This is a genomic window from Ensifer adhaerens, from assembly GCF_020035535.1.
Classification (GTDB): Bacteria; Pseudomonadota; Alphaproteobacteria; order Rhizobiales; family Rhizobiaceae; genus Ensifer.
This window is the reverse complement of the sequence record NZ_CP083349.1, coordinates 2,659,522-2,678,963: the sequence shown is the minus strand read 5'-3', so window position 1 is coordinate 2,678,963 and position 19,442 is coordinate 2,659,522. Positions and strand designations below refer to the sequence as shown.

At 62.5% G+C, this 19,442-nt stretch carries 17 protein-coding genes; 13 read left to right on the top strand and 4 right to left on the bottom strand.

Annotation, left to right across the window (positions count from 1 at the left end):
* Positions 1-2: 2 nt before the first annotated feature.
* The 3 genes from LAC81_RS13185 (at position 3) to LAC81_RS13175 (ending at position 4,310) form a co-directional block, all read left to right on the top strand.
* The gene (locus LAC81_RS13185; protein ID WP_223725151.1) at positions 3-1,292 is read left to right on the top strand and encodes a DUF6638 family protein; all 1,290 of its coding nucleotides are present in this window, start codon (positions 3-5) and stop codon (positions 1,290-1,292) included.
* 3 nt (positions 1,293-1,295) lie between these two features.
* Complete coding sequence (locus tag LAC81_RS13180) at positions 1,296-2,519, top strand: DUF2333 family protein (protein ID WP_223725150.1); 1,224 nt, start codon at positions 1,296-1,298, stop codon at positions 2,517-2,519.
* 111 nt (positions 2,520-2,630) lie between these two features.
* Positions 2,631-4,310: a formate--tetrahydrofolate ligase gene (locus tag LAC81_RS13175; protein WP_223725149.1), complete on the top strand. Its 1,680-nt coding sequence runs from the start codon at positions 2,631-2,633 to the stop codon at positions 4,308-4,310.
* Between the two features lie 149 nt (positions 4,311-4,459).
* Here the strand turns inward: LAC81_RS13175 and LAC81_RS13170 are convergent, their stop codons facing one another.
* Complete coding sequence (locus LAC81_RS13170; protein ID WP_113535512.1) at positions 4,460-4,969, bottom strand: DUF1993 domain-containing protein; 510 nt, start codon at positions 4,967-4,969, stop codon at positions 4,460-4,462.
* A gap of 233 nt (positions 4,970-5,202) precedes the next feature.
* Between LAC81_RS13170 and LAC81_RS13165 the strand changes: the two genes are divergently transcribed.
* Positions 5,203-5,697: a thioesterase domain-containing protein gene (locus LAC81_RS13165; protein ID WP_223725148.1), complete on the top strand. Its 495-nt coding sequence runs from the start codon at positions 5,203-5,205 to the stop codon at positions 5,695-5,697.
* Here LAC81_RS13165 and LAC81_RS13160 read toward each other — a convergent pair.
* Positions 5,694-6,566, bottom strand: coding sequence for an extensin family protein (locus tag LAC81_RS13160; RefSeq protein ID WP_223725147.1), 873 nt, complete (start codon positions 6,564-6,566; stop codon positions 5,694-5,696). The genes LAC81_RS13165 and LAC81_RS13160 overlap by 4 nt on opposite strands.
* A 400-nt stretch (positions 6,567-6,966) precedes the next feature.
* On the opposite strand from LAC81_RS13160, the gene LAC81_RS13155 reads away from it, so the two are divergent.
* From LAC81_RS13155 to LAC81_RS13145, 3 genes are all read left to right on the top strand, one after another.
* Positions 6,967-9,072, top strand: coding sequence for a TonB-dependent receptor domain-containing protein (locus tag LAC81_RS13155; RefSeq protein WP_223725146.1), 2,106 nt, complete (start codon positions 6,967-6,969; stop codon positions 9,070-9,072).
* A 125-nt stretch (positions 9,073-9,197) separates the two neighbouring features.
* Positions 9,198-9,242 carry a trpE operon leader peptide TrpLE gene (gene trpLE / locus LAC81_RS13150; protein ID WP_178385070.1) on the top strand — a complete coding sequence of 15 codons (45 nt, stop codon included), beginning with the start codon at positions 9,198-9,200 and terminating at the stop codon, positions 9,240-9,242.
* Positions 9,243-9,354: 112 nt separating this feature from the next.
* On the top strand, positions 9,355-11,544 hold the full coding sequence (locus tag LAC81_RS13145; protein ID WP_113535673.1) for an anthranilate synthase: 2,190 nt from the start codon (positions 9,355-9,357) through the stop codon (positions 11,542-11,544).
* Positions 11,545-11,648: 104 nt separating this feature from the next.
* Here LAC81_RS13145 and LAC81_RS13140 read toward each other — a convergent pair whose 3' ends face one another.
* On the bottom strand, positions 11,649-12,575 hold the full coding sequence (locus tag LAC81_RS13140; RefSeq protein ID WP_113535508.1) for a LysR substrate-binding domain-containing protein: 927 nt from the start codon (positions 12,573-12,575) through the stop codon (positions 11,649-11,651).
* 178 nt (positions 12,576-12,753) lie between these two features.
* Here LAC81_RS13140 and LAC81_RS38420 point away from each other — a divergent pair, with 178 nt between their 5' ends.
* The 4 genes from LAC81_RS38420 to queF all read left to right on the top strand — a co-directional run bounded on the left by LAC81_RS38420 (position 12,754) and on the right by queF (position 15,837).
* Positions 12,754-13,332, top strand: coding sequence for an MFS transporter (locus tag LAC81_RS38420; RefSeq protein ID WP_328716216.1), 579 nt, complete (start codon positions 12,754-12,756; stop codon positions 13,330-13,332).
* Between the two features lie 112 nt (positions 13,333-13,444).
* Positions 13,445-14,329, top strand: a complete 885-nt coding sequence (locus tag LAC81_RS38415) for a hypothetical protein (RefSeq protein WP_328716215.1) — start codon at positions 13,445-13,447, stop codon at positions 14,327-14,329.
* Positions 14,330-14,452: 123 nt separating this feature from the next.
* Positions 14,453-15,376 (top strand): cation diffusion facilitator family transporter, encoded by a 924-nt coding sequence (locus tag LAC81_RS13130; protein WP_419195774.1) that lies wholly within the window; start codon positions 14,453-14,455, stop codon positions 15,374-15,376.
* Positions 15,373-15,837: a preQ(1) synthase gene (queF, locus tag LAC81_RS13125; RefSeq protein ID WP_113535505.1), complete on the top strand. Its 465-nt coding sequence runs from the start codon at positions 15,373-15,375 to the stop codon at positions 15,835-15,837. The genes LAC81_RS13130 and queF overlap by 4 nt, the downstream gene beginning before the upstream one ends.
* Before the next feature lie 50 nt (positions 15,838-15,887).
* Here queF and LAC81_RS13120 read toward each other — a convergent pair whose 3' ends face one another.
* The gene (locus LAC81_RS13120; RefSeq protein ID WP_223725144.1) at positions 15,888-16,466 is read right to left on the bottom strand and encodes a HupE/UreJ family protein; all 579 of its coding nucleotides are present in this window, start codon (positions 16,464-16,466) and stop codon (positions 15,888-15,890) included.
* A gap of 238 nt (positions 16,467-16,704) precedes the next feature.
* Between LAC81_RS13120 and LAC81_RS13115 the strand changes: the two genes are divergently transcribed.
* Both LAC81_RS13115 and leuA read left to right on the top strand, forming a co-directional pair.
* A complete protein-coding gene (locus LAC81_RS13115; RefSeq protein WP_113535503.1) occupies positions 16,705-17,289 on the top strand; it encodes an ATP-dependent Clp protease proteolytic subunit in 585 nt (194 codons plus the stop codon).
* Positions 17,290-17,697: 408 nt separating this feature from the next.
* Complete coding sequence (gene leuA, locus LAC81_RS13110) at positions 17,698-19,407, top strand: 2-isopropylmalate synthase (protein WP_223725143.1); 1,710 nt, start codon at positions 17,698-17,700, stop codon at positions 19,405-19,407.
* Positions 19,408-19,442 lie beyond the last annotated feature (35 nt).

The window sequence follows — 19,442 nt, the reverse complement described above, 5'->3', positions numbered from 1 at the left end:
CGATGAAACGCCTGCTTGAAGCCGAATTGATCTATGGACGGCTGCTCGATATTTCGGAGCCGCATCTGATCGCGCGCTACAACAAGGCGCTCGAAGGTTTCGGCCTGCGACCGACCGCGCTGACACAGTTCAGCATCGACATGACCGGGTTTTCGCCCGAGATCGCCGAGGAACTTGGCGACCGCGACTATCTCGATCCGAACCGGGTGAACCGCCGCTTCATCATCATGACGCCGGAGCAGGCGGAGCTGCCGGTCGTGCATACGAGCTTTTCCAACACCGCCGCGCTGATGCACGAGTTCTTCAACGCCAACAGCCGCGCGATCAATGCCGTCACGATCAAGGATGCGCTCTACGGCGAGATCGAGGATTCGGTTTCGATCGTCGACGATATCGACGATCTGCTGTCGATCAACGAGGTGCGCTTCCGGGTGCTTTCGGCCGAGGACATGCTTGGCAAGGCGGCGGAGCTGCGCGGCCTGGTCGACCGGCTGAAGAAGGTGCCGACCGCCTGGGCCGACGACGAGATGCTGAACCGCATGGTCGAGCTTGCCAAGCTCACCGGCGACATCCGGCAGAACGCGCTGGTGCCGGATCAGCTCGTTTTCCGCCATGAAGCCTTCTGGGCCAACCATTTCGGTGGGGTCTACATCTTTCTCGACGGCAAGACGACGACCGTCATCTGCGATCCTTCGGTCCCCGGCTTCCGCCGGTCGCGGCCCTGGCAGGTAAGCTACATCGCCATCAACGATTACGCCCGCATCTACGATTTCCTCGCCTCGACCAAGCGGTTGCAGCTGCCGCAGGCCTCCTGGGTCGAGGACTCCGGGCTCTACCAGCATCGCGCCGACATGGTCGTGCGCGGGCTGATCAACGAGAGCGACCCGACGGCCGACCTTGCCAACGCCGACCGTATCTGGCTGCAGACCTGGATGCACCGCAACGCGGCCATCGTCGCCGGGGACGGAACCTATCCGTTTCTGCAGGAAATGATCCGCACCGTCTCTGCGACCGGCACGATCAAGATGCAGGACGTGGCGCCGGCGAACCGCTTCCTGCTGGTTCGCGCAGCCCCCGCCCATCCCGATCAATGGCTCGTCAACCGGCTGATATCCCAGCTCGTCCCGCGCGATTTCGTCTCCCGCTTCGTCTTCGACAAGCAGGGCTTCTATGATGCTTACGAGCGTTATAGCGAAAGCTTCAAGGCCTATGTTGTGGCGACGCTGACGGGTTCATATCTCAAAGACAAGGCGGCTTTCCGCCACAAGCTTTACGGCCTCAGAGAGGAATAGGACATGTTCGATCCGATCGTTGCGTTTTTCCAGCGTGTCTTTACCGCGATCGGCCGCGGCATCGGGCTCGCCGTTGCCTGGCTGCTGTGGCCCTTCGTCGCGATCGGCAACTGGTATCGGCAGCGCAGCTGGATCATCAAAGGACCGATCGGCATCATCCTACTCGGCCTGATCCTGTTCTATGGCTATTTCATCTGGCAGACCCAGGCCTGGACAAACTTCAGCGAAGACTATGTCGATCGCTACAAGCTGTCCGAGCGCAAGGTGCCTGCCGGTTCGCCGATGAGCGGGCCGGGCGCAACTACGGGACAATCGACGACCGGCGGCACGGCCAACAACCTTGCCTCCACGGGCGCCCAGCCGCTGGAATCGACGCCGGAAGCGCTGGCCGTCGTGCAACTGCCGGCCGGCACGGTCTGCCAGACCTCGGCAATCGTCGATGTCACGGCCGACCTCATCGACTTCAACGTCAACGAGAACGCCTGGATCTCGTCGATGCTGCTCTACAAGCTCGGCTTCTTCGGGCTCGACTGGGACGACACGCCCTGGCTCGACAACAAGGCGTCGTTCCAGCGCGGCATCAACCAGGCGATCCGCCGCACCTCGGTGGAACTCGTGGATTCGCTCGGTCGCGTGCGCGGCACCTCAGGCATCAACAACGACCTGCAGCGGGCGCGCGGCAACATGCAGTTCGACGAGGAAACCTGGTACTTCGGGCTCAACCCGTTCGGCCCGAAGACCCCGACGCCGAGCTTCTATCGCGCGGCGATGAAGGACCTGCGTTCCTTCAACACCTCGCTCAGCAAGTGTGAGGCTATCTTCGACGGCCGTTCCGACAACCTCGTCGAGTTCCTCGACCGGGTTGCAAACGACCTCGGCAACACCTCGGCGATCCTGCGCGAGCGCTCGGAAAACCACAATGGCGGCTGGTTCGACACGCGCGCCGACGATCGCTTCTGGTTCGCCTATGGCCAGCTCTACGGCTACTACGGCATCCTTTCGGCGGCCGGTGCGGACTTCGACAATGTCGTCGCCCAGCGTGGTCTGTTGCCGATCTGGACGGAAACGATCAAGCAGCTGCGCGCAGCACTCCGCATCCAGCCATGGATCATCTCCAACGGTGAGGAAGCCGGCTGGATCATGCCGACGCATCTGGCGACGATGGGCTTCTATACGCTGAGGGTCCGCTCCAACATCGTCGAAATGCGTGACATTCTCGCCCGATAAACGGGACCAGGCGGACGGCCGCGGCAAGGTCTCGACGGCCGTCCTTGCATGATTACCAAAACGCGCCTCCAATGGCGCGAACAAGAAGCGATCCCGGGGAGGGGAGATGCCATGACGGAGGTGAAGTCAGATATCGAAATAGCACGCGCGGCCAGGAAGAAACCGATCCTTGAGATCGGGGCGGCGCTCGGAATACCGCCCGAGGATCTGCTGCCTTACGGCCACGACAAGGCAAAGATCGGTGCCGACTTCATCGCGCGCCAGCGCGAGAAGAAGAACGGTCGGCTGATTCTGGTGACGGCGATCAACCCGACGCCGGCCGGCGAAGGCAAGACGACAACGACCGTCGGTCTCGGCGACGGGCTCAACCGCATCGGCAAGAAGGCGATCGTCTGCATCCGCGAGGCATCGCTCGGCCCCTGCTTCGGCGTCAAGGGCGGTGCCGCCGGTGGCGGCTATGCGCAGGTCGTGCCGATGGAGGACATGAACCTCCACTTCACCGGCGATTTCCATGCGATCACCTCGGCGCACAATCTGCTCGCGGCGCTGATCGACAATCACATCTACTGGGGCAACGAGCAGAATATCGACATCCGCCGCATCGCCTGGCGACGGGTGATGGACATGAACGACCGCGCGCTGCGCAGCATCGTCGGTTCGCTCGGCGGCGTCGCCAACGGCTATCCGCGCGAGACCGGTTTCGACATCACAGTTGCCTCCGAGGTCATGGCGATCCTCTGCCTTTCGATGGACCTGAAGGATCTCGAGCAACGGCTCGGCAATATCATCATCGGCTATCGTCGCGACAAGAGCCCGGTCTTTGCCCGCGACATCAAGGCCGATGGCGCGATGACGGTGCTCTTGAAGGATGCGATGCAGCCGAACCTCGTCCAGACGCTCGAAAACAATCCGGCCTTCGTCCATGGCGGCCCCTTTGCCAACATCGCCCACGGCTGCAATTCGGTGGTCGCAACGACGACGGCGCTGAAGCTTGCCGACTATGTGGTGACCGAAGCCGGCTTTGGTGCCGATCTCGGCGCGGAAAAGTTCTTCGACATCAAGTGCCGCAAGGCCGGGCTGAAGCCGGATGCCGCGGTGATCGTGGCGACCGTCCGGGCGATCAAGATGAACGGCGGCGTCAAGAAGGACGATCTCGGCCGCGAGAACCTGGAGGCTCTGCGCAAGGGCTGCGCCAATCTCGGGCGCCACGTGCAGAACGTCAAAAAGTTCGGCGTGCCGGTCGTCGTCGCCATCAACCACTTCACCTCCGACACCGATGTCGAGATTCAGGCGATCAAGGACTATGTCGCAACGCTTGGCGCCGAAGCAGTGCTCTGCCGGCATTGGGCGCAAGGGTCAGCTGGTATCGAGGAACTGGCGCGCAAGGTTGCGGAACTCGCGGAAGCCGGCCATTCGCAGTTCTCGCCGCTTTATCCTGACGACATGTCGCTCTTCCACAAGATCGAGACGATCGCCAAGGACATCTACCATGCGAGCGAGGTGATTGCCGACAAGACGGTGCGCGACCAGTTGCGCACCTGGGAGGAGCAGGGCTACGGCCGACTGCCGATCTGCATGGCGAAGACGCAATATTCCTTCTCGACCGATCCGAACCTGCGCGGCGCGCCAAGCGGCCATGCGGTACCGATCCGGGAGGTGCGTCTTGCTGCCGGCGCCGGCTTCATCGTGGTCATCACCGGCGAGATCATGACCATGCCCGGCCTGCCCAAAGTGCCGTCGTCGGAGAAGATTTTCCTGAACGAACAAGGCTACATCGAGGGGCTGTTCTAGGGCGCGCATGCGCGTTCATCGCAACGCACGAGATCCTGAGCGTTTGCGTGGCGACACGCGCCTTGGCTCTTCGACCGGCCTGATTGTAACAACGCCGCGCGTCCTGTGGGATGCGCGGCGTTGTCACTTTTTTGCCTTGGGAGCGGAAACTAGGCCGTGAGGCCGAGGAAATCACCCTTGCCTATCGAGACGCCCTTGTGGCGCAGGATGTCGTAGGCGGTGGTGAGGTGGAAATAGAAATTCGGAAGAACGAACTTCAGGAGATACTCCTCACCCGTCAGCGTCACTTTCAGGGTCGGGAAATTGAGGATCACTTCGCGAGCGGCGCTGTCCTCCATATCGGCGGGGGCCACCGTTTCAAGAAAAGCGACGGTGTTGGCGACGCGCTGGCGCAATTCATCCAAGGTCTTTTCCTCATCCGGGAAACGGGGCACTTCGATCGAGGTCAGCCGACCGACCAGGCCCTTGCTCGTATCGCTGACGCGCTGCACCTGGCCGGCAAGCGTCAGCATGTCCGGCGCCAGCCGGGCATTGACGAGATCGTCGGGGGAGATGCCGTTGTCGCGCGCGTGAGCCTCGGCCTTGTCGAGCAGCCTGGTGAGGACACCAAGGCCGCGAACGAGGGCGGGAATGGAGAGTTGGTACATCGTCAATGCCATGACAAATTTCCTTGAGACTGGGCGCAAAACGGGTGCATTTTCCTCGCGCCTGTATTTGGGAGCCGGTGTGCGGTCCTGCAAGACGGGCGAACCGGTATCTTCGCCGGTCGTGGAGCGTTGGCAAGAGGCGATCGGACGCGGCCTGCTGCTCTGGCCAGGACATAAGGTCTCGTGCATTGATCGGACGCGAATGTCGCGCGTCGTGCAAGACCCTACGCGCAGCAGAAGGGACCATGGAAACCGAGATGACGCCCCAGGATTTGCAGGCCTATCTTCACGCCCACATTCCGCTATCGGCCGCGATGCAGGTCCAGGTGGAGGAGGTGGCGGACGACCGCATCCTGCTTTCGGCTCCCTTGGCGCCGAACATCAACCACCGCGAGACGGTGTTCGGTGGCAGCGCTTCGGCACTCACGATCCTGTCGGCCTGGTCGCTCCTGCATGTGCGGCTGCGCAACGGCGGCGTGGCGGCGCGTCTGGTGATCCAGAGCAATCGCATGGATTACCTGAAACCGGTCGCCGGTGCTTTCTCCGCGCGCTCGTCGCTCGCCGATGCTGGCCAATGGCCAACTTTCCTGCGGATGCTGAAAAGGCGGGGTAGGGCACGGGCCGTCGTCGTTGCCGACCTGCTTGACGGCGCCGTGTTGGCCGGCCGCTTCGAGGGCGAGTTTGTCGCGCTTGGTTACGACAACGCTGATCTTGGGCGCGGCCGGGGAGATCCTGCCTAGCGGCAGTAGCGATAGTCGTTGCGGCGCTCGATGACGTCGAGATGCAGGTGGGTTTCGTGGGCCGCGTCGCTGCCGGGATCAAGCACCGTCTTGAAGTAGAGGCAGGCAGACGCGGTGACCGCGCGCTGGAAGGCGCCGTCCATCGTGCCATCCTCGTCGCGCGGCTGGATGGCGATCGTCGTCCCATCGCTCAGGCTGAAGGACGCGATGTCGACGGCATTGCCGTGCGCATGTTCGGAAATCTTGCCAGACGTCGCGTTGTTGCGCAGGCGGCAGATATAGGTCGATGCCTGGTTGAGCGCCTTGATCTTGATGTTGGCGTTGAAGGCAACTTCGGCCGCCGGTTGGGCGGTTTCCTTCGTCCAACGCGCCAGTGCCAGCGCCGTTTCACATCGCATCAGCCCCTTGGGCGCAAGCGTGACGCCGGGCAGGATGCTGGTGACCTCCAGGGGCTTGTCGATGCCGCAGCCCTTGCCGTCATCGATGTGTTTGGCTTCGACGAACGTCGTGCCAAGTGACTTCAGGTCGGTGAGACACTTGGCATAGTCGGCGGGATCCTCGGTCTCGACCGGCGGATAGACGACTGGCGCTGGCTTGGCATCTTTCTTCTCGTCTGCGCGCTGTTCCTTTTCGTCCGCCGCGGGCTTCTTGTCCGTTGCCGGTTGCTCGTCTGCTGCCGCCGGCTTTTTCGCTGCCTCGCCCTTGCTGTCGTCAGGCGGCGCCACCGGCTTCCTGTCGGGCGTTGGGACAGCCTCTTCCGTTCCCGCATCCATCGGCGGCTTTTCTGTCGGGATAGGGCCGGACTTCGGCAGGCTTGCGCCCGTCAGGATCAGGAGTGACAGCAGGATCAAGGGGAAAGAGCGACGCATCCGGTTCCTTTCTCGCTGCCCGCAAGACGGGCTCTGAGCGGAGGGAACGCACGGAAGCGGATCTGGTTGCATGCGATCACGGTGAATTGGAGCGCCCTGACCCAAATCATAATCGTGATCGATTCTCATAGGTTAGCGCGGGAGGTGGGTGGAAACCCACAGACACCATGCCCTTCCCGTACCAGCCCTCCGGCAAAAGCGTTGCAGTTTGGCAACGCCTCAGTTTGGCACGACCCCATAAATTGTGGGGAGGATCTTTGTATGTTGACAAATACACTCATGTTTTTTATGCGGCATAAATGAGGCGACGCCATGTCGCAACGCCCAGAACGCGCCCAGCCAGCCCCTTGAGTTTGCCGCTCAACAGCAAGCCCGGCCTCGAACCTCAAAGGATTGGTCCATGCTCACCCGGCATCGTCGCCAGGCCCTGTTGGCTTGCACGACAACTCTTGCAATTTCATTCGCTACCGTCGCATTCGCCCAGAGCGCGACAACCAAGGCAAAGCCGGAAGAGAAGAAGGCCGAGGAGACCAAGAAAGGCGAGACCTACCTGTCGCCGATCGTCGCCAAGGGCTCGCGCACCGCTGACCCCTATGCCAAGGCAGGCCCGGTCAGCGTCGTCACGACAGACCAGATCGATCTGCAATCGGGGCAGGAAACCGACGACCTGCTGCGTGGCGTTCCCGGCACTTCGACCGCGAACAACCCGCAGAACCCCGGCGTCGCGGTCAACATCCGCGGCTTCGAGGGTTCCGGCCGCGTCAACATGATGATCGACGGCGTGCGACAGAACTTCCGCTTCACCGGCCATGAAGCCCAGGGCTTTGCCTATTTCGATCCGGCATTCCTGTCCGAGATTGACGTCACCCGCGGCGCCGTGACTGGTGTCGGCGGCGGTGCGCTGGCCGGTACGGTCAATTTCAAGACCTATGACGTCGAAGACCTGATCCAGGACGGCAAGAACTACGGCGGCATCGCTTCGGCCACTTATGGCACCAACGGTGCCGGCTGGTCGGAATCGCTGATCGGCGCCTACCGCTTCAACGACGTGTTCTCGGTGCTCGGCGGCATCAGCAAGGCCGATCCCGGCAACTACGACAACGGCAATGGCGTGCAGGTGCCCTATACCGAGGAGGACCTGCTTTCGGGCCTGTTGAAGCTTGAGGTGACGCCCGACAAGGACCACACCTTCAAGCTCACCGGGATTACCTACGACAACGACTTCTTCGCGAACTCCTACTTCCAGAACGTGAAGAACCAGACCGTTTCGGCGAGCTACTCCTACACGCCGGACAACGAGCTCATCGACTTCCGCGCCAATGCCTATTGGAACCGGCTGGAGATGAATTACGACACCGATGTTCGCGGAGGCGGTACCGCTGCCGGTCGTCGGATCACCGACACGGGCAAGGGCTTCGATATCTCGAACACCTCGCTGTTCGATCTCGGCGACGTTGCCGTCAAGGCGAACTACGGCGTCGAATACTTCCGTGACGACTACAACGTCATCAACAGCACGGCACGGCCGGGCGCTGGCGTCAACGGCAGCGGCACCAACGCCACGACCGGCGTCTTCAGCAACACGACCTTCACCTACGGCATGCTGGACCTGACGGCTGGCCTGCGGTGGGATCACTTCAGCCTCGATGGCTCGGGTGCCGTCGTCGCCGGCAACCCGATCGGCCTGCTGGCTGGCCCCTACACCGTCGACAAGTCCGAGGGTCGCCTCAACCCGAGCATCACCGTCGCGCTCAACCCGACGGATTGGTTCCAGCCCTATGTGACCTATGCGGAGACCTCGCGCTCGCCGACCGTCAACGAGACCTTCGCCGGCGGCACGCACCCGGGGCCGAGCGGCCAGTCGTTCTTCCCCAACCCGTTCCTCGAGCCTGAAATCTCGAAGGGTTGGGAAATCGGTGCCAACTTCTCCTTCGACGGGCTGCTGGATCCGAGCGACAGCTTGCGCCTGAAGGCGAACTACTTCCACAACCGCATCGACAACTACATCACCGCAGCCCTGCTCGGCGGCGGCCGCCAGATCTTCTTCGTCAACAATCCCGGCACGTCGACGGTGCAGGGCTTCGAACTCCAGGCGGCTTACGATGCCGGTTATGTCTTCGGTGATCTCGCCTACACCTACACCGACAGCAACCTGCCGTCGCAGGTCAACGGGTTTGGCGTCCAGAGCTACCTGCCTGACAATATCCTCAGCGCAACGCTCGGCGCCCGCTTCCTCGAAGACCAGCGCCTGACGGTCGGCACGCGTCTCTATGCCGTATCGAACGCCTTTGTCGGCGAGATCAACCGGACGCCGCCGAACGTTCCGGGCTACGGCCTCGTCGACCTCTTCGCGAACTACAAGTTCGAGAGCGGCCTGGAGGTGACAGCAACGGTGACGAACCTTTTCGACAAGACCTACACGCCGTCGTCGAGCACGATTGCCGGCAGCACGATCGATACGGGCCGTGGCCGCACGTTCCTGGTTACGGCGAAGGCAAAGTTCTGATAGTATCAGTCCAACTCCAGTCGGGGCGGTTCGAGAGAACCGCCTCTTTTTTTTGCCGCAACCGCCGTATTCGCCGTCGTTTTCCCGCTTGCGCACCGCCGGAACCCACGCTAACACTTTCGCCCATGGAAAACGCACGCAACATTTCGATCTGGTGGTGGGCTCGCTGAAGCGGCCTTGACCAGTCATGCGTGATTGAGAGATGAAGCCGCCCGGAGATGTCGAGGCGGCTTTTTTCATGTTTGGGCCGCTCAAGGACCGGGCTTTTACGGAGCGAGGCGAATGGCAACGGTAATTCTCGAGGACGGCGCGGAGAGCTACACCACCAAAGGCGGCATTACGGTGACGCGCAGGCGGCGCGAGGCCTCCTATGGCCAGGCGATCGCGAGCTATGTGGACAAGCTCGACGAACGCCGCGGCGCGGTGTTTTCCTCCAACTACGAATATCCCGGCCGCTACACCCGTTGGGACACGGCCGTCGTCGATCCGCCGCTCGGCATTTCCTCCTTCGGCCGCTCGCTCTGGATCGAAGCCTATAACGGTCGCGGCGAAGTGCTGCTGTCGATCATCGCGGAACACTTGAAGACCGTCTCCGACATCACGCTTGGCGCTTCGACCAGCCGTCGCCTGGATCTCACGATCAACGCGCCGGACCGCGTGTTCACAGAAGAAGAGCGCTCGAAGATGCCGACGGTGTTCAGCGTGCTGCGGGCCGTCACCAATCTCTTCCATTCGGCCGAGGATGCGAGCCTCGGTCTCTACGGCGCGTTTGGCTACGACCTTGCCTTCCAGTTCGATGCGATCGAGCTCAAGCTCAAGCGTCCGGACGACCAGCGCGACATGGTGCTGTTCCTGCCGGACGAGATCCTCGTCGTCGACCACTACGCCGCCAAGGCGTGGATCGACCGCTACGACTTTGCCAAGGAGGGAAAGACCACCGAAGGCAAGGCGGACGACATCGCGCCAGAGCCGTTCCAGACGGTCGACAGCATTCCGCCGCATGGCGACCATCGCCCGGGCGAATATGCCGAGCTCGTCGTCAAGGCGAAGGAGAGCTTCCGTCGCGGCGATCTGTTCGAGGTGGTGCCGGGCCAAAAGTTCTTCGAGCGCTGCGAAAGCAAGCCTTCGGAGATCTCCAACCGGCTGAAGGCGATCAATCCGTCGCCCTATTCCTTCTTCATCAATCTCGGAAACCAGGAGTATCTGGTCGGCGCATCGCCGGAAATGTTCGTGCGCGTTTCCGGCCGCCGCATCGAGACCTGCCCGATTTCCGGCACGATCAAGCGCGGTGACGATCCGATCGCCGACAGCGAACAGATCCTGAAGTTGCTCAATTCGAAGAAGGACGAATCCGAACTCACGATGTGCTCGGATGTCGACCGCAATGACAAGAGCCGCGTCTGCGTGCCGGGTTCCGTCAAGGTCATCGGCCGCCGCCAGATCGAGATGTATTCGCGCCTGATCCACACGGTTGACCACATCGAAGGGCGCCTTCGCGACGACATGGATGCCTTCGACGGCTTCCTCAGCCACGCCTGGGCCGTCACGGTCACCGGCGCGCCGAAGCTCTGGGCCATGCGTTTCATCGAAAGCCATGAGAAGAGCCCGCGCGCATGGTATGGTGGCGCCATCGGCATGGTCGGCTTTAACGGCGACATGAACACGGGCCTGACGCTGCGCACGATCCGCATCAAGGATGGCATCGCCGAGGTGAGGGCAGGGGCGACGCTGCTCTATGATTCAAACCCGGAAGAAGAAGAAGCCGAAACCGAACTGAAGGCCTCCGCCATGATCGCAGCCATTCGCGACGCGAAATCCGCCAACGCCGGCAAGGCCGGTCGCGATGTCGCGGCGGTCGGTGCTGGCGTCAACATCCTGCTCGTCGATCATGAAGACAGCTTCGTTCATACGCTGGCCAACTATTTCCGCCAGACGGGGGCGACCGTGACAACGGTGCGCACGCCGGTGGCGGAAGAGATCTTCGATCGCGTCAAACCGGATCTCGTCGTGCTTTCTCCCGGACCGGGCAACCCCAGGGATTTCGACTGCAAGGCGACGATCAAGAAGGCGCGCGCGCGTGACCTGCCGATCTTCGGCGTCTGCCTCGGCCTGCAGGCACTCGCTGAAGCCTATGGTGGGGATCTGCGCCAACTGGCGGTCCCGATGCACGGCAAGCCGTCACGCATCCGCGTGCTGGAACCGGGCATCGTCTTTTCCGGTCTCGGCAAGGAAGTGACTGTCGGTCGCTACCACTCGATCTTTGCCGATCCAGCGAGCCTGCCCGCGGACTTCATGATCACCGCCGAAAGCGAAGATGGCACGATCATGGGCATCGAGCACACCAAGGAGCCGGTGGCAGCCGTGCAGTTCCATCCGGAATCGATCATGACGCTTGGCGGCGACGCCGGCATGCGGATGATCGAGAACGTGGTGGCGCATCTCGCCAAGCGCGCCAAGATCAAGGCGGCCTGATCGCTTGAACGCTCCCACTCCGGCGATGCCGGCGCGGGGACATTGGTGACGATTTGACCAAACCAAGGTGCCGCTTCCGCGATGGGGTGGCACCTTTTTCGTATCTACCGTGTCGCCTCGCTGGCCGGCGCGCGCTCGCAACGATCGGCGAACAGTCGCTCGCTCAGGAAATCGACAAAGACGCGGACCTTCGGGGAGAGGTGCCGGTTTGACGGCCAGAGAAGATGGAACTGCCCGGGGGCGTCGAGATAGGCGTCGAGCACGGTGCGGAGCCGGCCATCGCTGAGCGGTTGGCGCGCGAGGAAATCCGGCAGGCAGCCGATACCGAGTCCGTTGAGGACGGCACCGCTCAGCGCTTCCATGTTGTTGCAGTTGAGCACGGTCTTCATCTGCGGCTCGGGTCCGCCCGACGGCATGGCGATCGGCCATTCCTGCAGTTTGCGGCTGTTGGGAAAACGGAAGCGGATCGCGTGGTGGCCATCGAGATCGCGCGGGCATTCGGGCGTGCCGTGTCGGTCGAGATAGGCCGGGGCAGCACAGAGCAGAAGCTGGAAGGGGCGCAGTGCCCGGGTCATCAACCGCGAGTCCGGCAGGACGCCGCTGCGGATGGCGACATCCACTTCCTCGTCGATCAGATCGACGATGCGGTCGTTGAAGTCGAGATCGAGTTCGACTTCGGGATAGCGCCGCACGAATTCCGGCAGCACCGGCAACAGCAGATGGTAGCTGACGATCGGCACGCTGACCCGCAGCCGTCCGCGCGGCACGGCCACCGCTTCGGCCAACGATGCCTCGGCGTCGTCGAGATCGTCGAGGATGCGGCGGCAGCGCTCGTGAAAGAGCCGGCCTTCCTCGGTCAACCTTATGCTGCGGGTCGAGCGCTGCAGCAGGCGGACGCCGAGTTCTCGTTCGAGATTGGTGACGGCCTTGCCAACCGCTGAAGCGGACAGGCCAAGCACGCGCCCGGCGGCGACGAAGCTGCCGAGATCGGCCGTGCGGACGAACGCGGTCAAGCCGCTCAGGCGATCCATTGCTTCTCCATTCGAGCGTTTTGTTCCGGTATGATCGGAACATTGGCGTGATTTTTATCAGATTATGTCGAAACTATCCTGCATCCGTCAATCGATACCCCGCAAGTGCTGACGTCAGGACGGAGGTTCCGTGAGGCCTGCGCGGGTATCTCCTTTGCTCGAACGGATGGAACGGGGCATGAGAGAAGAAATTCGAGATAAGCGCGGGCGCCGGTTCGTGCTTCTGGCTGTTTGCTGTGCAGCGGCGGCAATGCCGCTCACCTTCACCGGACCGGCGGTGGCGCTGCCGTCGATCAGCCGCAGCCTTGGTGCTGATCCCGTCGCACTCAATTGGGTCACCAACGCATTTATGCTCACCTTCGGCAGTTCGCTGATGGCGGCAGGCGCGCTTGCCGACAGTTTCGGCCGCAAGCGCGTCTTTATCGGCGGACTCGTTGCCTTCCTGTTGTTTTCTATCGGTCTCGCCTTCGCCGGCAACATCGTCTGGTTCGATGTCTTGCGCGCCCTTCAAGGCATCGGGGCGGCAGCGGCCTTTTCCGGCGGCATGGCGTCGCTCGCGCAGGAGTACGACGAGAACGAGCGGCTCCGGGCCTTCAGCCTGGTCGGCGCCAGCTTCGGTGTTGGCCTTTCCTTCGGGCCGATCGCCTCAGGACTGATGGTCGAGGCCTTCGGCTGGCCGGCAATCTTCGCGCTCGTGGTGCTACTGGCTGGCTTGTCCCTGGCGCTCGGCGCGGTCTTCCTGACGCGAGACGCGTGATCCCGATGCCGCCGGCCTCGACTGGAGGGGGGCCGCGAGCTTCACGGCGGCGCTCACTGCACTCACCTTCGGCATCCTGCAAGGTCCGGAAAGCGGCTGGAGCCATCCGCTCGTGATCGCCATGCTGGCGGCATCGGCGCTTCTCTTTCTGGCCTTCTGGTGGATCGAACGTTCGGTCGCGCGGCCGATGCTGGATTTGACGCTTTTCCGCTATCCGCGCTTCGTCGGCGTGCAACTGCTTGCGGCTGCTCCGGCCTATGGCTTCGTCGTGTTGCTCATCCTGCTTCCCGTGCGCTTCATCGGCATCGAGGGCATGAGTGCCGTTGCCGGCGGGCGGATGATGATCGCCATGTCCGCGCCGCTGCTGATCCTGCCGATTGCCGCGGGGCTGCTCACCCGCTGGTTCAGGCCCGCGGCGATCTGCGGCGTGGGATTGCTGCTGTCGGCGGCGGGGCTTTTGTGGCTCGGCCGGTTTCCGGTGGGGTCCGAACCGTCCACGTTGTTCGCACCGCTGCTGCTGATCGGCCTTGGCATCAGCCTGCCCTGGGGGCTGATGGACGGGCTTGCCGTCAGTGTCGTTCCGAACGAGCGCGCCGGCATGGCGACGGGGATCTTCAGTACAACACGGGTGGCCGGGGAGGGTATCGCGCTGGCGATCGTGACCGCGATCCTCTCCGCGCTTACCGCATCCAACCTGGGGGCGGAGGCGGGCGCGAACGCTGGAGCTATGGCGCAACGCATCGTGACCGGCAACCTGGCGCAGGCCGCGCTTCTTGCACCTGAGACATCGCACGCCGCGCTCCTCCAGGCCTATGGCGATGCGTTCAGCGCCTTGCTTATTCTACTGACCGCGATCACGGTCGCGACAGCGGCCGTCGTGTTCTTTTTCATTGGCCGTGGCGACAAGGCTGTCGATGACGACGAAATCGAAGCCGACGCGCCGTCCTTCGAGGCGATTGCCTGCGGAGAAACGGGAACCAGCCGATCCAATCTTTGACAAGCGGCGCTTAATCCAGCATATGCTTGTCCATCGACCGCCTGCGCGAATTTTCGCGCGGGCGGTTTTGCGTTTGAATGGGCTTGCGTTTGCAACTCGTTTGCATCTGCACGAGGAATGACAATGACGACTGGAACCGAAAACCGCACCGTGCTCCGCCTTGCTTTTTGGGGCATACCACTCTCGCTCGCCGTGCTCGGCCTGAAGCTGCTTGCCTGGTGGCTGACCGGCTCGGTGGCGCTTCTGTCCGACGGGCTGGAGTCGACCGTCAACGTGATCGCGGCTGTCATCGCCTATCTGATGATCGGCTATGCCTCCAAGCCGGCCGATGCGGGCCACCCCTTCGGTCACCACAAGGCAGAGTATTTCTCGGCCGTTATCGAAGGCGTGCTGATCGTGGTCGCGGCACTGCTCATCGTCTGGGAAGCGGTGCCGGCAATGTTCTCGCCGGTGCTCCTCGAAGCGCCGGCGCTCGGACTTGCGATCAACTTCATAGCGGGTGTCATCAATGCGATCTGGGCCTACGTGCTGATCCGCGCCGGCGCGCGCTATCGCTCGCCTGCGCTCAGCGCAGACGGGCATCACATCCTTTCGGACGTGGTCACCTCGGCCGGGGTGCTCGTCGGCCTTCTTCTTGCCATCGCTACCGGTTACGCGATCCTCGATCCGCTGCTTGCGGTCATCGTTGCCTGCAATATTCTGTTCCAGGGCTGGAGAGTCATTTCCCGTTCGATCGACGGGTTGATGGACCGGGCCGTTTCGAGTGAAGAGGAAGAGGCGATCAAGCAGGTAATTGCGGCCAATGCCAAGGGTTCGCTCGGCGTGCATGATCTCAAGACCCGCCAGGCAGGACCTGCGATCTTCGTGGATTTCCACATGGTCGTGCCGGAGGCGATGCCGGTTGGCGAGGCGCATGATATCTGCGACCGGATCGAGGATGCGATCCGCGATGTGCATCCGGGCGCCAGGATCGCGATCCATGTGGAGCCGGAAGGTGAAAAGGCGCACGGCGTGCGCGTCAAGGTGAGTGGAGCAACACGGAAATGAGCAAGACCGACGTATCCGGCCTTTCGCAATTGGGCGCGAAGGTGGATCTGCCGCAGAGCCCCGAAGAGGCAGTGCTGGAGCGGGTGCCGAGCGGCAACCGGGGCAAGGACTATCTGGTGCGCTTCACCGCGCCAGAGTTCACCTCGCTCTGCCCGATGACCGGTCAGCCGGACTTCGCGCATATCGTTATCGATTATGTGCCCGACGAATGGCTGGTGGAATCGAAGTCTCTGAAGCTGTTCCTGCATTCCTTCCGCAACCACGGCGCCTTCCATGAGGATTGCACCATCGACATCGCCAGCCGGCTGGTCTCGCTGCTTTCGCCGCGCTGGCTTCGGATCGGCGCCTATTGGTATCCGCGCGGCGGCATCCCGATCGACGTCTTCTGGCAGACCGGCAAGCCGCCGGAAGGCCTGTGGCTGCCGGACCAGGGCGTGCCGACCTATCGCGGTCGCGGCTGAAACGAGAATGGCGGGCCTGGCCCGCCATTGTTCATTTTGGCTGAGGCGTATCAGCCAAAGATCAAAGCGGCCCCGGCAAGGGCCGTGAGGCCGCCGAGGATGCGGGCCAGCAAGCCGCCGCCGGAGAGACGCTGAAGCGCGATGCCAAGGCCGATGCCGGCAACATGCAGCGCGGCGGTTGCGGCGATGAAGCCGACCGAGAAGGAAAGCGCGCCGGCACTGCCGAGTTCCCCGCCATGGGCGTGACCGTGGAAGAGGGCAAAGACGCCGACGATCGCTGCGGACGCTGCCGTATCGAGGCGCACCGCCATGGCGACCAGCAGACCGAGCGCCACCACGGAGGCGAGAATAGCCGGCTCGACGAAGGGCAGGCCGATACCGGTAACCGCCAGAGCGAAGCCCGCCGCCATCATCGAGACGAAGGCTGTCGGCACGACCCACAGGGCACGACCGCCGATCTGGGCCGCCCAAAGGCCGACGGCGACCATGACCAGGATGTGATCGATGCCAAAGAGCGGATGGGAGAAGCCGGCGGCAAACGAGCCATGCTCTGCCGGATTGAGGTGGGCGAAGGCGGGCGCGGCGGAAGCCGCCAGCGCCGCAGCGGCGATCAGGATGCGTCTGTTCATGCGTGTCCCCATAGGTCGGCGGTGCCTGGGAGGTGGCCCGTCCCGTAGTTGTTTGACACGGTTGATCTTATTGGCCTTTCCGGACCTGTCTATACGGCATTTGGCGATAGCAGTTTTTACCATAAGCGTAGTCCGCGCTGCCGCTTTGTTGCCCCTTCCGTTTGTTGCATTGTTTTCGTGGCCGAGTCGCATTATCTGATTTTGGCTGAAGAATTCATGAGACGCCGGAGAAAAACGGATGAACGACGAAGACGAGGACGACAAGAAGACCGAATTGCCGCTTGGCAAGGAAACGGAGGCGAACCTTTTCAAGTCGCGTTCGATTTTCATCTACGGCACGATCAACCAGGAACTGGCGCAGAAGGTCTGCTCGCAGCTGGTGGCGCTTGCCGCGGCCAGCGACGAAGACATTCGCATCTTCGTCAATTCGCCGGGCGGCCATGTCGAATCGGGCGACAGCATCCACGACATGATCAAGTTCGTGAAGCCGAAGGTCTGGACCATCGGTACCGGATGGGTCGCCTCTGCCGGTGCGCTGATCTACGTCGGCGCCCCGAAGGAGCGCCGCATCTGCCTGCCGAACACCCGCTTCCTGTTGCACCAACCGTCGGGCGGCACCCGCGGCATGGCTTCGGACATCGAGATCCAGGCACGCGAGATCATCAAGATGAACGATCGTCTGAACAAGATCTTCTCCGAGGCGACCGGCCAGCCGGTCGAAAAGATCGCCAAGGACACGGACCGCGACTATTGGCTCTCGGCTGACGAAGCCAAGGCCTACGGTCTCGTTTCGCGCATCATCTCCTCGGCTGCGGACATCTGAGTTCGCTTGAACCGAATGGATATTAAGGGCATCGGCTCACGCCGGTGCCCTTCTCTTTTGCTGCGAGCTACGCGCATTGCGCGGCTTGCTCCGGTCCGGCAAGCCGTGTATAGGCTTTGACCATGACCAAGGCCGACGCATATCGGATCGCTACGATCCCTGCCGCACACGATGACAATCGTGCGCCGTTGCGCGCCTTCGCCTCGCTTCTTCTTCTCGGCCTTACTCGCGGTTGCCGGGTTCGCTGAGGAGCGCCCGGCGGCCGAAAAGCCACGCCGGCAGATGCTCCTCGAATCCATAAGAGTTTTAGGATAAAGGCGCGCTCGCCGCGGCATTAGCCATCGCAATCCGATCCTCGATCGGGTATGGCAAGGCGGCCAGAGCGCTCAGTGATGAAGAGAAGCTGCAATGATCCAGAAATCCCATTCCATCAAGAACGGCATGCCGGAAGCGGCGGTGAAGTATCAGCCTTACCCGCAGATCGCGCTGACCGACCGTGCCTGGCCGTCGAAGACGATCACCAAGGCGCCAATCTGGTGCTCGGTTGACCTGCGCGACGGCAACCAGTCGCTCGTCGACCCGATGGGCCATGACCGCAAGGCACGCATGTTCCAGTTGCTGCTGGACATGGGCTTCAAGGAAATCGAGATCGGCTTCCCCTCGGCCTCGCAGACGGACTTCGACTTTGCCCGCTGGTGCATCGAGGAGGGCAATGTCGCCAAGGACGTGTCGCTGCAGGTGCTGGTGCAATGCCGGCCCGAGCTGATCACCCGGACCTTCGAGGCGCTGCAGGGCGCCCACAAGCCGATCGTGCACTTCTACAATTCGACGAGTGAGCTTCAGCGCCGCGTGGTGTTTGCCAAGGATGTTGCCGGCATCAAGCAGATCGCGACCGACGCCGCCAAGATGATCACCGACATGGCGGCGAAGGCCGGCGGCGGCTACCGTTTCGAATATTCGCCGGAAAGCTTCACAGGCACCGAGCTCGAAGTGGCGCTGGAGATCTGCAACGCGGTCACCGAGATCGTCAAGCCGACGCCGGACAACAAGCTGATCCTGAACCTGCCGTCGACCGTCGAGATGGCGACACCGAACATCTATGCCGACCAGATCGAATGGATGTGCCGCAACCTCGACAATCGCGAGAGCCTGATCATCTCGTTGCATCCGCACAACGACCGCGGCACCGGTATTGCCGCCACCGAATTGGGCCTGATGGCGGGCGCCGATCGCGTCGAAGGCACGCTGTTCGGCAACGGCGAGCGCACCGGTAACGTCGACGTCGTCACGCTGGCGCTGAACATGTTCACGCAAGGCGTCGACCCGCAACTCGACTGCTCGGATATCGAGCGGATCAAGGAAGTCTACGAATATTCCAACCAGATGGTCATTCCGGAGCGCCATCCTTACGTCGGCGAACTGGTCTACACGGCCTTCTCCGGCTCGCACCAGGATGCGATCAACAAGGGCATGAAGGCGATCAAGACCGCCAACAAGCCGCTGTGGGAAGTGCCCTACCTGCCGATCGACCCGCGCGATGTCGGCCGCTCCTACGAGGCGATCATCCGCATCAACTCGCAGTCGGGCAAGGGCGGCATCGCCTACATCCTGCAGGAGGACTACGGCATCAACCTGCCGCGCAACCTCCAGGTAGAGTTCCGTGAAGACATCCAGCGCATCACCGACGAGGAAGGCAAGGAACTGCCTTCGAAGCGCATCTACGAGCGCTTCATCGAGCGTTATGTCGAGCAGCCCGGCGCGCGCATCAAGTTTGTCGACCACCACACCTATCCGGTGGGCGAGCACAAGGGCGTGCGCGTGGTCGCTGCCGAGATCACCGACAACGGCGAGGTGAAGCGGATCGAAGGCAAGGGCACAGGCCCGATCGACGGCTTCATCAACGCACTGTCGATCTATCTGGGCATCGATCTTTCGGTCGCTGACTATTCCGAGCACTCGCTGCAGCACGGTTCCAACGCGGCGGCCATCGCCTATGTCGAGATGGAGCATCCGGACGGAAAGCTCTTCGGCGCCGGCATCAACACCAACATCGTTGCTGCCTCGCTCGAAGCGATCGTTTCGGCGGCAAACCGCGTCCTGGACATGAAGCGCGACTGATCGGAGCATCGGCGAGCAAGTAATTAGGCCGCACC

What these genes read in the sequence shown, in the direction of transcription:
- LAC81_RS13185 (WP_223725151.1), top strand. Translation starts at nt 3, where the DNA reads ATGAAACGCCTGCTTGAAGCCGAATTGATCTATGGACGGCTGCTCGAT.
- LAC81_RS13180 (WP_223725150.1), top strand. Translation starts at nt 1,296, where the DNA reads ATGTTCGATCCGATCGTTGCGTTTTTCCAGCGTGTCTTTACCGCGATC.
- LAC81_RS13175 (WP_223725149.1), top strand. Translation starts at nt 2,631, where the DNA reads ATGACGGAGGTGAAGTCAGATATCGAAATAGCACGCGCGGCCAGGAAG.
- LAC81_RS13170 (WP_113535512.1), bottom strand. Translation starts at nt 4,969, where the DNA reads ATGGCATTGACGATGTACCAACTCTCCATTCCCGCCCTCGTTCGCGGC.
- LAC81_RS13165 (WP_223725148.1), top strand. Translation starts at nt 5,203, where the DNA reads ATGGAAACCGAGATGACGCCCCAGGATTTGCAGGCCTATCTTCACGCC.
- LAC81_RS13160 (WP_223725147.1), bottom strand. Translation starts at nt 6,566, where the DNA reads ATGCGTCGCTCTTTCCCCTTGATCCTGCTGTCACTCCTGATCCTGACG.
- LAC81_RS13155 (WP_223725146.1), top strand. Translation starts at nt 6,967, where the DNA reads ATGCTCACCCGGCATCGTCGCCAGGCCCTGTTGGCTTGCACGACAACT.
- LAC81_RS13145 (WP_113535673.1), top strand. Translation starts at nt 9,355, where the DNA reads ATGGCAACGGTAATTCTCGAGGACGGCGCGGAGAGCTACACCACCAAA.
- LAC81_RS13140 (WP_113535508.1), bottom strand. Translation starts at nt 12,575, where the DNA reads ATGGATCGCCTGAGCGGCTTGACCGCGTTCGTCCGCACGGCCGATCTC.
- LAC81_RS38420 (WP_328716216.1), top strand. Translation starts at nt 12,754, where the DNA reads ATGAGAGAAGAAATTCGAGATAAGCGCGGGCGCCGGTTCGTGCTTCTG.
- LAC81_RS13130 (WP_419195774.1), top strand. Translation starts at nt 14,453, where the DNA reads ATGACGACTGGAACCGAAAACCGCACCGTGCTCCGCCTTGCTTTTTGG.
- queF (WP_113535505.1), top strand. Translation starts at nt 15,373, where the DNA reads ATGAGCAAGACCGACGTATCCGGCCTTTCGCAATTGGGCGCGAAGGTG.
- LAC81_RS13120 (WP_223725144.1), bottom strand. Translation starts at nt 16,466, where the DNA reads ATGAACAGACGCATCCTGATCGCCGCTGCGGCGCTGGCGGCTTCCGCC.
- LAC81_RS13115 (WP_113535503.1), top strand. Translation starts at nt 16,705, where the DNA reads ATGAACGACGAAGACGAGGACGACAAGAAGACCGAATTGCCGCTTGGC.
- leuA (WP_223725143.1), top strand. Translation starts at nt 17,698, where the DNA reads ATGATCCAGAAATCCCATTCCATCAAGAACGGCATGCCGGAAGCGGCG.